The 15,991-nt window shown below is 62.2% G+C and carries 13 protein-coding genes; 4 read left to right on the top strand and 9 right to left on the bottom strand.

The window, feature by feature from the left end:
• Positions 1 to 18 precede the first annotated feature (18 nt).
• Together ACZ5RT_RS11905 and ACZ5RT_RS11900 are read left to right on the top strand one after the other, a co-directional pair.
• Positions 19 to 1,155, top strand: coding sequence for a JmjC domain-containing protein (locus ACZ5RT_RS11905; RefSeq protein ID WP_464452593.1), 1,137 nt, complete (start codon positions 19 to 21; stop codon positions 1,153 to 1,155).
• Positions 1,156 to 1,338: 183 nt separating this feature from the next.
• Positions 1,339 to 1,521: a hypothetical protein gene (locus ACZ5RT_RS11900; protein WP_108426599.1), complete on the top strand. Its 183-nt coding sequence runs from the start codon at positions 1,339 to 1,341 to the stop codon at positions 1,519 to 1,521.
• A gap of 126 nt (positions 1,522 to 1,647) precedes the next feature.
• Here the strand turns inward: ACZ5RT_RS11900 and bamC are convergent, their stop codons facing one another.
• From bamC to ACZ5RT_RS11880, 4 genes are all read right to left on the bottom strand, one after another.
• Positions 1,648 to 2,757: an outer membrane protein assembly factor BamC gene (gene bamC / locus ACZ5RT_RS11895; RefSeq protein ID WP_291925032.1), complete on the bottom strand. Its 1,110-nt coding sequence runs from the start codon at positions 2,755 to 2,757 to the stop codon at positions 1,648 to 1,650.
• 26 nt (positions 2,758 to 2,783) lie between these two features.
• Entirely contained in the window at positions 2,784 to 3,680 is an 897-nt protein-coding gene (gene dapA / locus ACZ5RT_RS11890) for a 4-hydroxy-tetrahydrodipicolinate synthase (protein WP_108426598.1), read from the bottom strand.
• 110 nt (positions 3,681 to 3,790) lie between these two features.
• Positions 3,791 to 4,336: a class I SAM-dependent methyltransferase gene (locus tag ACZ5RT_RS11885; RefSeq protein ID WP_422169664.1), complete on the bottom strand. Its 546-nt coding sequence runs from the start codon at positions 4,334 to 4,336 to the stop codon at positions 3,791 to 3,793.
• A 269-nt stretch (positions 4,337 to 4,605) separates the two neighbouring features.
• Positions 4,606 to 5,817, bottom strand: coding sequence for an MFS transporter (locus tag ACZ5RT_RS11880; protein WP_464452592.1), 1,212 nt, complete (start codon positions 5,815 to 5,817; stop codon positions 4,606 to 4,608).
• A 100-nt stretch (positions 5,818 to 5,917) separates the two neighbouring features.
• Here ACZ5RT_RS11880 and ACZ5RT_RS11875 point away from each other — a divergent pair, with 100 nt between their 5' ends.
• Both ACZ5RT_RS11875 and parC read left to right on the top strand, forming a co-directional pair.
• Positions 5,918 to 7,900 carry a DNA topoisomerase IV subunit B gene (locus ACZ5RT_RS11875; protein ID WP_464452591.1) on the top strand — a complete coding sequence of 661 codons (1,983 nt, stop codon included), beginning with the start codon at positions 5,918 to 5,920 and terminating at the stop codon, positions 7,898 to 7,900.
• Between the two features lie 124 nt (positions 7,901 to 8,024).
• Complete coding sequence (parC, locus tag ACZ5RT_RS11870) at positions 8,025 to 10,388, top strand: DNA topoisomerase IV subunit A (RefSeq protein ID WP_464452590.1); 2,364 nt, start codon at positions 8,025 to 8,027, stop codon at positions 10,386 to 10,388.
• A 237-nt stretch (positions 10,389 to 10,625) separates the two neighbouring features.
• Here parC and ACZ5RT_RS11865 read toward each other — a convergent pair whose 3' ends face one another.
• From ACZ5RT_RS11865 to leuC, 5 genes are read right to left on the bottom strand one after another with little or no spacing between them, the layout of a single operon-like run.
• Positions 10,626 to 11,588 (bottom strand): hydroxymethylglutaryl-CoA lyase, encoded by a 963-nt coding sequence (locus ACZ5RT_RS11865; RefSeq protein ID WP_464452589.1) that lies wholly within the window; start codon positions 11,586 to 11,588, stop codon positions 10,626 to 10,628.
• Complete coding sequence (locus ACZ5RT_RS11860; protein WP_464452588.1) at positions 11,585 to 12,793, bottom strand: CaiB/BaiF CoA transferase family protein; 1,209 nt, start codon at positions 12,791 to 12,793, stop codon at positions 11,585 to 11,587. Before ACZ5RT_RS11860 ends, ACZ5RT_RS11865 begins: the two co-directional genes overlap by 4 nt.
• Positions 12,794 to 12,804: 11 nt before the next feature.
• Complete coding sequence (locus ACZ5RT_RS11855) at positions 12,805 to 13,776, bottom strand: Bug family tripartite tricarboxylate transporter substrate binding protein (RefSeq protein WP_464452587.1); 972 nt, start codon at positions 13,774 to 13,776, stop codon at positions 12,805 to 12,807.
• A gap of 34 nt (positions 13,777 to 13,810) precedes the next feature.
• Positions 13,811 to 14,449 carry a 3-isopropylmalate dehydratase small subunit gene (gene leuD / locus ACZ5RT_RS11850; protein ID WP_464452586.1) on the bottom strand — a complete coding sequence of 213 codons (639 nt, stop codon included), beginning with the start codon at positions 14,447 to 14,449 and terminating at the stop codon, positions 13,811 to 13,813.
• Positions 14,446 to 15,894, bottom strand: coding sequence for a 3-isopropylmalate dehydratase large subunit (leuC, locus tag ACZ5RT_RS11845; protein WP_464452585.1), 1,449 nt, complete (start codon positions 15,892 to 15,894; stop codon positions 14,446 to 14,448). The genes leuD and leuC overlap by 4 nt, the downstream gene beginning before the upstream one ends.
• Positions 15,895 to 15,991: the final 97 nt, after the last annotated feature.

Raw genomic sequence — 15,991 nt, 5'->3', positions numbered from 1 at the left:
CCGCAACCGGATCGGAACATGAAAACAGAACAGCCGTTGGCCCTGCTGGGTGGCCTCAGCCCCAGCCAATTCATGAAGCGCCACTGGCAAAAAAAGCCTTTGCTGGTGCGCAATGCCATTCCTGGTTTTGTGCCTTGCGTGGGGCGCTCTGAGTTGGTGGCTTTGGCGGGGCAGGAGGGCGTGGAGTCGCGTCTGATCGTGGATTCGCCCAAGGGCTGGCAGATGAAGCACGGTCCGCTCTCCAAGCGCAGCTTGCCGCCCTTCAGTCAGAAGAAATGGACTTTTCTGGTGCAGGGCGTCGACTTGCACCACGACGGCGTGCACGCGCTGATGCAGCAGTTCCGTTTTGTGCCCGATGCACGGCTGGATGATGTCATGATCAGCTACGCCACCGAGGGTGGTGGTGTCGGGCCCCACTTTGACAGCTATGACGTGTTTTTGCTGCAAGCCCATGGCCAGCGCCGCTGGCGCATTGGCCGCAACCAAGACCTGAGTCTGCAGCCAGGCGTGCCGCTCAAGATTTTGCAAAACTTCGAAGCCGAAGAGGAGTTTGTGCTGAACCCGGGGGACATGCTGTATTTACCGCCCAAATATGCGCACGACGGCGTGGCTGTGGGCGAGTGCATGACCTGGTCGATTGGGTTTCGGGCACCGCAAGAGGGGGAGTTGGCGCGTGAGCTCTTGCTCGGTCTGGCCGATGAGGCGTTCGAGGGGGTGGGCGATGCGCTGTACCGCGATCCGAAACAAACAGCGGTGACGACACCTGCCGCTGTGCCGCCGTCTTTGGCTGGCTTCGCGCGGCAAGTGCTTGAAAAAGCGCTCAAAAACCCGACTTTGCTCGACAGCTTGCTGGGCGAGTACCTGACCGAGCCGAAGTCCAATGTCTGGTTTGAAATCTCCAACGTTGAGCCTGATTTGTCGGCGGGCGTGCAACTCGATCGGCGCACCAAAATGATGTATGACGAGCGGCATGTGTTCATCAATGGCGAAAGCTTCCGTGTGGCCGGCAAGGATGCCCGCTTCTTGCGTCAATTGGCTGACAACCGTTGCTTATCCGCGGCTTCTTGTGCCAAGTTGAGCGACTCCGCCCGAGAAGCCTTGCTCGATTGGATGGTGGCCGACTGGTTGAAACCCGCTGAGGATTTTCCCGGGTAACAGCATGGTTTGAAGGTTTCGCGTCAGCTTTGTGATTTCTGTTATCCGATGCCCTAGGGAAAACGATATAATTTGTGACTGAGAACAAAAGAGCTCGAGTGCTTTTGTCTCGGTCCCAGCAGTCTTGAAGGCTGCTTTCGACAATTTCCGGAAATTGTTTTAACCCCATAAGGAAAAATCATCATGAACAAGTCCCTCGTTTTGGCTGCCATCATCGCTGCTGCTGCTCTGTCCGCTTGCGGCAAAAAAGAAGAAGCCGCTGCTCCTGCTGCTCCAGCTCCAGCTGCTGCACCAGCCGCTCCTGCTGCTGACGCTTCTGCTGCACCTGCTGCCGCTCCAGCTGCTGACGCATCTGCTGCCAAGTAATGGTTTGCCGCCTTCCCGGCTTTGCGCCGGGAACGCATCAAAAAACCCCGCATCGCGGGGTTTTTTTATGGGTCATCGGCGGCCAGTCCCGAAGGTGGAGGCTGGCCCCCACCCATCACAGCGCGTTCAGCGCAGCTCGTTGGCCAGCAATTTCAGGATGCGCTCGGCGTTGCCCGAGGTTTCAGGCTGTCCGTTGGCATCTTGCACACGCACGATGCTGGTGTTGCCTTTTTCGGTCAAGGCGATGCGGTAACGGGACAAAGCCACCTCTTCTTTTTTGCTGCTGAACAAGCGGGCAAAAAAGCCGGGTTCCTTGTCGGCCGTGGTGCCCGGTGTGACATAACGTACGAAATAAACCCCTTTGCTGCGGTCGCGGTCTTCCACCGTGAAACCTGTGCGGTCCAGCGCCACGCCGGTACGACGCCAGGCGCGGTCCAGCGTGTCGTTGATCTGGATGGTGGGTTGTCCGTCCAGGCTGGTGACAGCGGTCACTTGGGCGGGCGTTGCACTGCTGGCCGCTGTTTTGGCGGCCTCGGGTGAGGCGCCCAATTTCACCATCAGGCGTCGCAGGAACTCGATTTCGAGTTCGGCATCGCTGGCGCGGGGCTGCCAGATGGTTTGCTCTTTTTGCGGGCTGGTGTAGTTCTCGACCATGCCGCGGTGGGTGATGTAAATCTCGACGCCGCCTTGTGCATTGCGCTCTACGCGGGTGCGAAACTTGTCGCGCTCGCCCGACGAATACAAGGAATCGAGCACCTTGCCCAAAGTCCTGCGGATGATGTCCTGCGGGATTTTGGCGCGGTTTTCTGCCCAGTCGGTTTCCATGATGCCCACGTCCGGCGAGTCGGTGATGAGGACAAAACCGTTGCTGGTCCAGAACTCACGCAGTGGCTCCCACACCTTGTCGGCAGGGCGTGCCACCACCAACCAGCGTTGGTTGCCTTGGCGCTCCATGCGCACATCGCCCAGGCTGTTGGCGGCAGTACCGGCATCGGCCACGCGGGCGCTGGCACTCTGGAAGCCAGACGCCGTGGCCGAGTTGCTCTCGATGGCGTAGCGGGAATCCCGACGCAGCTGGCTCAGATCGGGTGGAATCTCCAGTGTGGGTGCTTTGGCTGCACTTTTGTAGTCAATCTTGTCTTCTTCCAAGATGGAGCAGCCGCTGACCAAAATGGCCAAGGCTGCGACAACGGCAGTGCGTTGCACCGTTTGGGAAGACGTAGAGCGAAGGGACAATTTCACAAGCAATCCTTAGGTGGAAATCAAATCAGGCCGCTGGCCTTGAGAGCGGCCTCGACGACAGGTTGTTGCGACTCGGACAGTTCGGTCATGGGCAAGCGCAAGGTCGGGCCGCACAGGCCCATGCGTTGCATGGCCCACTTCACGGGAATCGGGTTGGCTTCGACAAACAGGTTTTTGTGCACGGGCATCAGCTGGAACTGGATGCGCATGGCTTCTTTCACATCACCTCTCAGGGCTGCCATGCACAGCTCGTGCATGAGGCGCGGGGCCACGTTGGCGGTCACGCTCACGTTGCCCGCACCGCCGCAGAGCATCAACGCCACTGCAGTGGGGTCATCGCCGGAGTAGACCGCAAACTCTTTGGGCAGATCGCGGATCAGCCACTGGGCGCGTTCGATGTTGCCCGTGGCTTCCTTGATGCCGACGATGCCGGGCACTTGGGCCAGGCGCAAAACGGTGTCGTGCTGCAGATCGGCCACCGAGCGGCCGGGCACGTTGTACAAAATCACCGGCAAGTCGGGCGTGGCTTCGGCAATCGCGCGGAAGTGCCGGTATTGGCCTTCTTGTGTGGGCTTGTTGTAGTAGGGCACCACCTGCAGCTGGCAGTCGGCGCCGACCTTTTTGGCAAACTTGGCCAGCTCGATGGCTTCGGCCGTGGAGTTGGCACCGCAACCGGCCATGATCGGCACGCGGCCTGCAGCCTGCTCGACGGATACGCGGATGATTTCGCAGTGCTCATCGACCGTGACCGTGGGCGACTCGCCCGTGGTGCCGACCACGCCAATGCAATCGGTTCCCTCGGCCACATGCCAGTCGATCAGTTTTCGCAAAGTGGGGTAATCCACTTGGCCGTCTTCGAGCATGGGGGTGATGAGGGCAGGAATGCTGCCTCGGATGGGGCGAAATTCGGTGGTCATGTCCGGTGTTTCTGAGCAGAAAGAACCCATTCTAACGATTGCAGGCCGCTTTGATGAGCTCGGGCGCAGTGGAATTTCGGTCGCAAGGCTCGGGTAAACCCGGGTGGGTGTCAAGCGGCATGCAATGGCCAGCGTTGCACTTCGCCCGCAGTCAAGGGTCTCACCGCCGCAATGCGTTGGATAAATCGATCTGGCGATGGCTCGAAGCCATCCTCAAAAGCCACGGTGCGCAGGCCAGTGGTCGCTTGCAGCAGTTCGCCCGGCTGCAGCAAAAAGTCGGGCCGCGAAGGTTTGCCGACCGTTTCGTTGCCAGCGGCAAAGGTTTCGTAAATCAACACGCCACCCGGGGCCACGCTGCCCACGATGACGGGCAGCAGCGGCCGCCACAGGTAATGGGTGACCACCACGCAGCCGAAGGTTTGCCCGGGGAAGGGCCAGGGGCCGTTTTCAATGTCGGCGCAGATGACTTCGCCATGCGCTTGGGCCCAAGCCAGCGCCTCGGGGTTGCGGTCCACGCCCTGCACACGGTGGCCCTGCGCTGCCAACCAGCGCATGTGGCGGCCAGCACCACATGCCACATCGAGCACGCGGCTGCCCGGAGCGATCAAATGGGCCCAGCGTTGCAGCCAGGCCGAGGGGTTTTCGGTGCCGTGCATGGCTTCCATCTTGTCTACTCAAAAGCAAGACCACAGCTGTTCGGACAGCATGATCACCACATCGGGTTTGGCATAGAGCCAGAAGGTGATGGCCAGGAGGAGGGCGGCCGCGATGCCAAGCCCGGATTTCCTGTAAGGTGCTCTGTGGGAGGCCGCCCCTGCAGCCGAAGGGGGGGGCAGATCAGAGGGGGTTGAAGCTTGGCTTGCATTCGCGAGCAGGGGCTCGCTCCCACTGGTTAAGTTGGGCGGGCTGTCAGGCATGTTGGTTCTCATGCTGCTTGGGGCGCGTGGCGCTGAATCGGGCTTTCGCGCACAGGCAGATTCACCAGCGCGGCAAACACGCCCAGGGCAATGGCCAAGTACCAGACGATGTCGTAACTGCCGGTTTTGTCATACAGGTAACCGCCGAGCCACACGCCCATGAACGAGCCGATCTGGTGGCTGAAAAAGATGAAGCCGCTGAGCATGGACAAGTGCGCAACGCCAAAAATCTGCGCCACGGCCGCATTGGTGGGCGGCACGGTAGACAGCCACAGCAAGCCCATCACGGCCGAGAAGATGTAGACGCTCATCGGAGTCAACGGGGCCAGCAGGAACAGCACGATGGCCACCGAGCGCGTTGCATAAATGAAGGCCAGGATCTTTTTCTTGGCCATTTTCTGGCCCAAAGTGCCTGCGATGTAAGTGCCAAACACGTTGAACAAGCCGATCAAGGCCAGCGCATAACTGGCCACTTGGGGGGCCAGGCCGTGGTCTTTGAGGTAACTGGGCATGTGCACGCCGATGAACACCACCTGAAAGCCGCACACAAAATAACCCGCCATCAGCAGCTGAAAACTGGGGTACTTGAAGGCTTCTTTCAAGGCCTGGCCAATGGTTTGGTCACGCTTGACTTGGCCGGGCGTGTTCAAGGCAGGTTCGCGCAGGCCCCAAGCCAGGGGAATGATCAGCATCGCTGCCGCGGCCAAAATGACCAGCGCGGTTTGCCAGCCCATCTGGCTGATCAGCAGGCCCTCGACGGGCACCATCAAAAACTGGCCAAAACTGCCGGCCGCTGCCGCCACGCCCATCGCCCAGGAGCGGCGTTCGGCGGGCACGTTGCGACCGATCACGCCATAAATCACGGCGTAAGTGGTGCCCGCTTGCGCGGTGCCAATGATCACCCCGGTGAACAGGGCAAACACCCAGGGGTCGGTCGACCAGGCCATGCCCAAAAGGCCCACGCCATAAATCAAAGCCCCGATGGCAATGACACGAAATGCGCCAAAACGGTCCGCCACCATACCCGCAAAAATGCCCATGAAGCCCCAGGCCAAATTCTGGATGGCCATGGCAAAGGCGAATTCTTGACGGCCCCAGCCTTGGGCTTGGGTGATGGGCTGCAGCCACAAGCCAAAGCCGTGACGGATGCCCATGGACAGGGTGACGATGGCCGCGCCGCAGGCCAGCACTTGGAACAGGGAAAGGGGTTTGTGTTGCATCCCCTGACTTTAACCAATCTCCTTGGCGCAGGCGCTGGCAGTCAAAACTACTGGTTTTGCATCCAGTGGGTCGGCATAAATCCCACTACAATCCGCCACCATGGCCACCCAATCCACTGTCAAAACTTCCAACGAGTACTCTGAAGGCTCGATCCGCGTCCTCAAGGGCCTGGAGCCCGTCAAGCAACGCCCGGGCATGTACACCCGCACCGACAACCCCCTGCACATCATTCAGGAAGTGCTGGACAACGCTGCCGACGAGGCGCTGGCGGGTTACGGCAAAAAAATCAAAGTTGTCCTGCACACCGACGGCTCGGTCAGCATCGAAGACGATGGCCGGGGCATTCCCTTTGGCCTGCACCCCGAAGAAAAAGCGCCTGTCATCGAGCTGGTCTTTACCCGCCTGCACGCGGGCGGCAAGTTCGACAAGGGCAAGGGCGGGGCTTACAGCTTCTCGGGCGGTTTGCACGGCGTGGGCGTGTCGGTGACCAACGCGCTGTCCAAACGCCTGGAGGCCACGAGCTACCGCGAAGGCCAAGTGGCGACGTTGGTGTTTTCGGGCGGCGACGTGACCGAGCCGCTGGTCGCCCGCCCCGCAGGCGAGGGCGACCGCAAACAGGGCACCACCGTGCGCGCCTGGCCTGACGCCAAGTATTTCGAATCCAGCGCCCTGCCCATGAACGAGCTGACGCACCTGCTGCGCAGCAAGGCCGTCCTCATGCCGGGCGTGACGGTGACCTTGGTGAACGAGAAAACCAAGGAAACCCAGCAGTGGCAATACAAAGCCGGTCTGCGCGATTACCTGACCCAAACCCTGAACGGCGACCCGGTGATCCCCTTGTTTGAAGGCGAAGGCTTTGCGGATGGCAACAGCGAAAGCTTTGCCGAAGGCGAGGGCGCTTCATGGGCTGTGGCCTTCACCGAAGACGGTGCGCCGGTGCGCGAGAGCTACGTGAATTTGATCCCCACCAGCGCAGGCGGCACGCACGACAGCGGCTTGCGCGATGGCCTGTTCACCGCCGTCAAAAGCTTCATCGAGCTGCATGGTTTGCTGCCCAAAGGCGTCAAGCTCATGCCCGAAGACGTGTTCGCCCGCGCCAGCTATGTGCTGAGCGCCAAGGTGCTGGACCCGCAGTTTCAGGGCCAGATCAAGGAACGCCTGAACTCGCGCGACGCGGTGCGGCTGGTGTCCAGCTTTGTGCGCCCGGCGCTCGAGCTCTGGCTGAACGAGCATGTGGACTACGGCAAAAAGCTGGCGGAGCTGGCCATCAAGGCCGCGCAAACCCGCCAGAAGGCCGGTCAAAAAGTCGAAAAGCGCAAGAGTTCGGGCGTGGCCGTGCTGCCCGGCAAGCTGACCGATTGCGAAAGTCGCGACATTGCCGACAACGAGGTCTTTCTGGTCGAGGGCGACTCGGCGGGCGGCAGCGCCAAGATGGGCCGCAACAAGGAAACCCAAGCCATCTTGCCCCTGCGCGGCAAGGTGCTCAACACCTGGGAAGTGGACCGCGACCGCCTGTTTGCCAACAACGAAATCCACGACATTTCGGTGGCGATTGGCGTGGACCCGCACGGGCCCAACGACAACCCCGACATGAGCAACCTGCGCTACGGCAAGGTCTGCATCTTGAGCGATGCGGACGTGGACGGCTCGCACATTCAGGTGCTGCTGCTGACGCTGTTCTTCCGCCACTTCCCCAAGCTGATCGAGGCGGGCCACCTGTATGTGGCGCGTCCGCCGCTGTTCAGGGTCGATGCCCCTGCACGCGGCAAAAAGCCCGCGTCCAAAGCCTATGCGCTCGACGAGGGGGAACTCACCGCCATCATCGACAAGCTGCGCAAAGACGGGGTGAAAGAAGGCGCTTGGAGCATCAGCCGCTTCAAGGGTCTGGGCGAGATGAGTGCCGAGCAGCTGTGGGACACCACGCTCAACCCCGACACCCGCCGCCTGCTGCCCATCGAGCTGGGCCCGCTGGACAACGCGGGCACCGAAAGCCTCATGACCCAACTCATGGGCAAAGGCGAAGCCGCCGCCCGCCGCGAGCTGATGGAACTGCACGGCGACAGCATCGAAATCGATGTGTGATGGGCACTGTCATGGCCGCGAACGCGGCCATCCATGCCGGCTTGACTTGGGCCGAATGGTTCCCGGGTCAGAGCGTTCAACCGGTTGGTTGAAAGAAATTTGAATACGTCATTGAAAGTAAGCCATGACTGTTGATTTGTTAACCCCCGTCACCGACGCAGCCCCCGAAGGTGACCACCTCGGCGCCTATGCCCAGCGCGCCTACTTGGAATACGCGCTGTCCGTCGTCAAAGGCCGCGCCTTGCCCGATGTGTGCGATGGCCAAAAGCCCGTGCAGCGGCGCATTTTGTATTCGATGGACCGCATGGGCCTCTCCTACAGCGGCCCCAACAACAACACCGCCGCCAAGCCCGTCAAAAGCGCCCGTGTGGTGGGCGATGTGCTGGGCCGCTACCACCCGCACGGCGACACGGCGGCGTATGACGCGCTGGTGCGCATGGCGCAGGATTTTTCGCAGCGCTACCCGCTGATCGACGGGCAGGGCAACTTTGGCTCTAGAGATGGCGACGGTGCCGCCGCCATGCGTTACACCGAAGCCCGTTTGTCCCGCATCACCAGCTTGCTGCTTGACGAGATCGACATGGGCACGGTGGACTTCATCCCCAACTACGATGGCTCCACCGAAGAGCCGCGCCAGTTGCCCGCCCGCTTGCCCTTCACCTTGCTCAACGGTGCGAGCGGCATTGCCGTGGGCCTGGCCACCGAGATCCCCAGCCACAACCTGCGCGAAGTGGCCGACGCCTGCGTGGCCCTGATCAAAAACGAGAAGCTCAGCGACAGCGAGCTGATGGCCATCATTCCTGGCCCGGACTACCCCGGTGGCGGTCAGATCATCAGCCCGGCCAGCGACATCGCCGATGCTTACCGCACCGGGCGCGGCAGCCTCAAAGTGCGTGCCCGCTGGAAGATCGAAGACCTGGCCCGTGGCCAGTGGCAGCTGGTGGTGACCGAGCTGCCGCAGGGCGTGAGCTCGCAGCGTGTGCTCGAAGAGATCGAAGAGTTGACTAACCCCAAGGTCAAAGCCGGTAAAAAAGCGCTCAGCACCGACCAGCTCCAGCTCAAAGCCAGCATGCTCGCCGTGCTGGACGTGGTGCGTGACGAATCGAGCAAAGACGCCGCCGTGCGCCTGGTGTTCGAGCCCAAGACCAGCCGCATCGAACAGCAGGAACTCATCACAGCCTTGCTGGCCCACACCAGCCTCGAAACGTCTGCGCCGATCAACATGACGTCGGTGGGCATCGACGGCAAACCGGTCCAGAAGTCGTTGCGCCAGATGCTGCTGGAGTGGATCAGCTTCCGCCAGACCACCATCACCCGCCGCAGCCAGCACCGCCTGAACAAGGTGCTGGACCGCATCCACATTCTCGAAGGCCGCCAGCTGGTGCTGCTCAACATCGACGAGGTGATCCGCATCATCCGCCACAGCGACGAGCCCAAGCCTGCACTGATCGAAGCCTTCAAACTCAGTGACCGCCAGGCCGAGGACATCCTGGAGATTCGCCTGCGCCAACTGGCCCGTCTGGAGGCCATCAAGATCGAACAGGAGCTCTCCGAGCTGCGTGAAGAGCAGGGCAAGCTCGAAGAGATTCTGGGCAGCCCCGCCGCGCTGCGCCGCTTGATGATCAAAGAGATCGAAGCCGACGCCAAGACCTTTGCCGATCCGCGCCGCACGCTGATCCAGGAAGAGAAAAAAGCCGTGGCCGAAGTCAAGGTGGTGGACGAACCCGTGACGGTGGTCGTGTCCGAAAAAGGCTGGGTGCGTGCACGCACCGGTCACGGCCACGACGCCACCAGCTTCGCCTTCAAGGCGGGCGACGGCTTGTATGGCACTTTTGAATGCCGCACGGTGGACCAGCTCATCATCTTTGGCAGCAACGGCCGCATCTACAGCGTCCCCGTGGCCACGCTGCCCGGTGCCCGTGGCGACGGCCAACCCGTGACCACGCTCATCGAACTGGAAGCTGGCACTCAGCTAGCCCACTACTTTGCAGGCCCGGCCCAAGCCACGTTGCTGCTCAGCGGCTCAGGCGGCTACGGTTTCATGGCCTCGGTCGAGAACATGATTTCGCGCAACAAGGCTGGCAAGGCCTTCATCAGCCTGGGCGAGGGGGAGAGCGTCTGCGCTCCCAGCCATGTGAGCGGCAGCAGTGCCACCGTGCCTGCCGACAAGCAGCCCATGCCCGCCGCCACCAGCGTCTGCTGCGCCAGCACGGGCGGCCGAGTGTTGACGTTTGAAATCAGCGAACTCAAGACGATGGAAAAAGGCGGTCGAGGCCTGATGCTGATCGACCTCGAAGCCAAAGACACCCTGGCGGGCGCAGCGGCCTACACCCGCAGCGTCAAGATCGCGGGCATTGGCCGTGGCGGCAAGGAGCGCGAAGAAACGCTGGAAATCCGCAGCCTGAACAACGCCAAGGTCGCTCGCGCCAAGAAGGGCAAAGTGGCCGATCTGGGCTTCAAGCCGAACCGGGTGATGCGGGTGGAGTGATCAGGGCGCAGTCATCAGGGGAGATTGGTGCTTTTTTAAGCACGCCCCGCCAGGCCTTGTGGGGCGGGGCTTTGGCGGCTTGTCCAAGCACTTGTCCACAGCTTTGGGCACGGGGTTTGGGGACAGTTGGGGATGCGGGTCAGCCCGAAAACAAGGCCAACCATGCGCTTTGGAAGTGAATGCCCAACCTCGCCACACCCAAAAAGGGCATCGGCAAGCCGGAGGACCCCGGCCACTTCAGTTGCCACTGAGCGCGGCGGGCATCGGGTGCAAGTCCAGCCGTTGGCCGGCTTTGAGGATTTGGCTGGGCACGTCGTGGCCGATCAAGGCGGGAAGACGGCTGGCAGCGGCCAGCAGGCGCGTCAGGTCCACGCCCGTGTTGTAGCCCATCAGGTTCAGTGCGTGGACGATTTCTTCGGTGCAGACATTGCCCGAAGCCCCCGGCGCATAGGGGCAGCCACCGATGCCGCCGAAGGAGGCGTCAAAGCGGTCGGCCCCGGCATCCATGGCGGCCAGCACGTTGGCCAGACCCATGCCGCGGGTGTTGTGGAAATGCAGCGTCAGCTCGGTGTCGGGCCAGCGTTCGCGGAAAGCCTTCGTGAGCTGCGTCACTTGTGTGGGGTAGGCCATGCCGGTGGTGTCGCACAGCGTCACGCCATGTGCGCCCAGCTCTTGCACGTAACGCTGGCACCAGTCCAGCACACTCTGCACCGGTACATCGCCTTCCATCGGGCACCCAAAAGCACACGACAGTGAGACGTTGATGGCCACGCCCGTGCCCTGCACCGCCCGCGTCACCTCGGCCAAGCCGGCAAATGAGGTGTCACGCGTCATGCGCAGATTCGACCGGTTGTGGCTCTCGCTGGCCGACATGACCAGATTGAGCTCGTCGGCACGCGACTCCACGGCCCGCTCGGCACCGCGCACATTGGGCACCAGTGCGCTGTACACCACACCCGGCTGACGGCGGATTTCGCGCAGCACCTGCTCGGCGTCGCGCAGGGCAGGAATCGCCTTGGGCGACACAAAAGCGGTCACCTCGATTTTGGACAGCCCTGCTTCAGACAGGGCGTCCACCAAGGCAATCTTGTCCTCGGTGGGCACAAAGGCAGACTCGGCCTGCAGCCCATCGCGTGTGCCCACTTCCTGCAGGTGGATGCGGCGGCCTGCGCCTTGCCAGACGTTGTTGTTCATGTTCATGCCACCACTTTCTTGTTGCGCAATTCGTCAATCTGGTCAGCGCTCATGCCCAGCTCGGCCAGCACCGCATCGGTGTCTTCACCCAGCTTGGGCGCCGAGCTGCGCACCTGGCCAGGCGTGCCCATCAGCTTGGGCACGATGCCGGGCACTTCGATCTCATGGCCGTCGCGGGTCTGCTGCTTGAGGATCATGTCGCGGGCGCGGTAGTGCGGGTCTTCCACAATGTCCTTGGCGGTGTAAACACGGCCGGCTGGCACGCTGGCCTGCGCCAGCGCCGCCAGCACGTCGGTCACGCTGCGGCCTTGCGTCCAGGCTTCGATGGCCGCGTCGAGTTCTTTTACGCGCTCCACGCGGCCGGCGTTGTTGGCCAGCGCCGGATCGTTGCCCAGGTCCTCGCGCGCAATCACCTGCATCAGGCGCTTGAAAATGCTGTCGCCATTGCCGGCGATCAGCACCACACCGTCGGCACAGCGGTAGGCGTTGGAGGGGGCAATGCCCGGCAGCGCCGAGCCTGCCGGTTCGCGGATGGCACCGAAGGCGCTGTATTCGGGCACCAGGCTTTCCATGACGTTGAAAACGGCTTCGTTGAGCGCCACGTCGATCACCTGGCCCTGGCCGCCATTGACTTTGCGGTGGTAGAGCGCCATCAGCACACCGATCGTGCCATGCAATGCGGCCAGCGTGTCGCCAATGGAGATGCCACAACGCACCGGGATGCGGTCCGGCTCACCGGTCAGGTGACGCAAGCCGCCCATGGCCTCGCCGATGGCGCCAAAGCCCGGCAGATCACGGTAGGGCCCGGTCTGGCCATAACCCGAGATGCGCAGCATCACCAGGCCGGGGTTCGCCTTGGAGAGGGTTTCGTAGTCCATGCCCCAGCTTTCAAGCGTGCCAGGACGGAAGTTTTCGATCAGCACATCAGCCTGGGCAATCAGCTGACGGGCAATGTCCTGTCCTTCTGCGCTGCGCAGGTCCAGCGCAATCGAGCGCTTGTTGCGGGACTGCACCTGCCACCAGACGGAAGTGCCGTCTTGCAGCATGCGCCAGTTGCGCAATGGATCGCCTGCACCGGGGGGCTCGATCTTGATCACATCGGCGCCGAAGTCACCCAGCGTCTTGGCGGCAAAGGGGCCGGCGATCAGCTGACCCATCTCCACCACCCGCAGGCCCTTGAGAGCACCGGGCGTCAGTTGCGGCATGTTCATCACGGCATTCCTCAGTCAATGGTCGCGCCAGATTCCTTGACGATCTTGGCCCAGCGAGGCAGGTCGTCACGCACCAGCTGCGCAAACTGCTCAGGCGTGGACTTGAAGGGCTCACAGCCGACACCGGCCAGACGCTCCTGAACGTCCTTCGATTCGAGCGCCTTGGCGATCTCGGCGTTGAGCTGGCTGACGATGGCCTTGGGTGTGCCGGCAGGGGCAAACATGCCGTACCAAGGCGTGGCCCCAAAGCCCTTGATCGTCTCGCCAATCGTGGGTGCATCAGGCAGGGCAGGCAGGCGCTTGGGGTTGACCACACCCAGCACCTTGACTTTGCCCGAGCGGATGAAAGCGATCGACGACGGCAGGCTCTGCACCGACACTTGGACCTGACCTGACACCAGATCGGTCACAGCCGCTGAGGCGCCCTTGTAGGGCACATGCATCATGTCGATGCCGGTGGTCTTGCCCAGCATTTCGCCAATCAGGTGGTTCAGGGTGCCGTTACCGGCAGAGCCAATGTTGATCTTGCCAGGCTGCTGCTTGGCCAGCGTGATCAGCTCGGCCGTGTTTTTGGCGGGAAATGCAGGGTTGGCGACCAACACATACCCGGCGGTGGCCACAGTGCCGACAGGCTCGAAGTCCTTGACCGGGTCAAAGCCAGTGTTCTTGTACAGCGAAGGGTTGATGACCATGGAGCTGTCGGCCGTGATGAACAGCGTGTAACCATCCGCGCGGGCTCGCGCAGCGGCCACCGTACCCACATTGCCGCCAGCCCCTGTGCGGTTATCCACCACAAAGGACTGCCCGGTCTGTTCGCTCAGCTTCTGTGCGATCACCCGAGCGATCGTGTCGTTGGCGCCACCGGCCGCATGGGGCACGATGATGGTGACGGGCTTGGCGGGGAATTTGTCTTGTGCCAGCAAGGGCGCGGCAACAGCCAGTGACAAGCTCAGGGCCAGAAGGTTTCGGCGTTGTGGGAACATGGTGGGTCTCCTTGTTAAAAAACAATCATGGGTTTCAGGCAAAAAGCCAGGGGGTGTTTTGGCGCTGACGGGCTTCGTAGGCACGGATAAGGTCGGCCTGTTTCAGCGTGATACCGATGTCATCAAGCCCTTCAAGCAGGCGGTGCTTGCGCGAAGCGTCCACTGCGAACGGTATCGTCATGCCGGTGGATGTCTGGATCGTTTGCGAATGCAGGTCCACCGTCATGGTGTAGCCGGGGTTGTACTCCACCTCGTTGAACAGCTGGTCAATCAGCTCCGCCGACAGCACGATGGGCAGCATGCCGTTCTTGAAGCAGTTGTTGAAGAAGATGTCGGCAAAGCTGGGCGCGAGCAGCACCCGGATGCCGAAGTCGCTCAATGCCCACACCGCATGTTCGCGGCTGGAGCCGCAGCCAAAGTTCTCGCGTGCCAGCAGGATCTGCGCGCCGGCATAACGCGATTGGTTCAGTGCAAAGGCCATGTTGCGCGGGCGTTGTGACGCGTCCTGTCCTGGCTCGCCGCGGTCCAGATAGCGCCATTCATCAAACAGGTTGTCGCCAAAACCGGTGCGGCTGATCGACTTCATGAACTGCTTGGGAATCAGCGCGTCGGTGTCCACATGGGCGCGGTCGATCGGCACCACCAATGATTGCAGTCGGTTGAACGGTTTCATGCGGTCTTCTCCAGGGCTTCGAGTTCTTCCACGTGGGTCAGACGACCGGCAATGGCTGCGGCAGCGGCCATTGCCGGGCTGAGCAGGTGGCTGCGCCCACCGGGGCCCTGACGGCCTTCAAAGTTGCGGTTGCTGGTGGACGCGCAGCGCTCGCCTGGCGAGAGACGGTCGTCGTTCATGCCCAGGCACATCGAGCAGCCGGGCTCACGCCACTGCAGGCCTGCGTCGGTGAAGATCTTGTCCAGCCCTTCGGCCTCGGCCTGCTCTTTCACCAGGCCCGAGCCAGGCACCACCAGGGCCTGCACCACGTTGGCGGCCACGCGGCGGCCCTTGACCACGGCCGCAGCGGCACGCAGGTCCTCGATGCGGGCGTTGGTGCAGGAGCCGATGAATACTTTGTCGATGGCGATGTCACGCATGGGTGTGCCAGCCTGCAGGCCCATGTAGTCGAGGGCGGCTAACATGCTCGCGCGGCGCACGGGATCGGGCTCGGCGGACGGATCGGGCACGCGGCCGTCGATGCCCACCACCATGTCGGGCGAGGTGCCCCAGGTCACCATGGGCTCAAGCGTGCTGGCGTCGATCGTCAACTCGCGGTCAAAGGCGGCACCTTCGTCGCTCACCAACGTGCGCCAGGCGGCCACTGCAGATTCCCATTGGGTGCCCTGCGGTGCTTGCGGACGGCCACGCAGGTAGTCGATGGTCTTGTCGTCCACGCCCACCAATCCGACGCGTGCGCCTGCTTCGATGGCCATGTTGCACAGCGTCATGCGGCCCTCCATGCTGAGATCGCGCACTGTGCTGCCGGAAAACTCGATGGCATAGCCTGTGGCGCCCGCTGTGCCCAGCACGCCAATGATGTGCAGCACCAGATCCTTGGCTGTGAGACCCGCTGCCAGTGGCCCCTCCACGAGGACCTGCATGCGTTTCATGGGACGGATCGCCAGGCACTGCGTCGCCAGCACATGTTCCACATCGGAGGTACCCACCCCAAAGGCCAGCGCGCCAAAGGCACCATGCGTGCTGGTGTGCGAGTCACCGGCCACCACCGTCATGCCCGGCAGCGTGGCCCCCTGCTCGGGGCCGACGACATGGATGATGCCCTGCGTTTTCTGGCCCAGGCCATGGAAGGTGATGCCAAACTCCTGACAGTTCAGACCGAGCTGCCGAACTTGGGCCCTCGACAGCGGGTCTGCGATGGCGTCTACCGATGTGCGTTGGGCCGCCGTGGTGGGGACGTTGTGGTCAGCCACGGCGATCGTCGTGGAGGGTCGCCATGGCTGGCGGTTTGACAGGCGCAGCCCCTCGAAGGCTTGTGGACTGGTGACTTCGTAGACGAGGTGCCGATCCACATAAATCAGGCATTCACCATCGGGGGTCTCGTCAATCAGGTGGCTTTGCCAGAGCTTGTCGAACAGGGTTTGTGGGTGAGCGCTGGGGTGCATTGCCGTGGGCCATGGATCAATCTGGCTCGCAGTGTATGAACAAGCGCCCCCCTGTTGAATGACCAAGGCGACAAATGAGCTTTCGCGGATGGCGAAA

This window comes from Limnohabitans sp. TEGF003, assembly GCF_055395455.1.
Note: the sequence above shows the minus strand (reverse complement) of the source record. Positions and strands in the feature narration are given on the sequence as shown.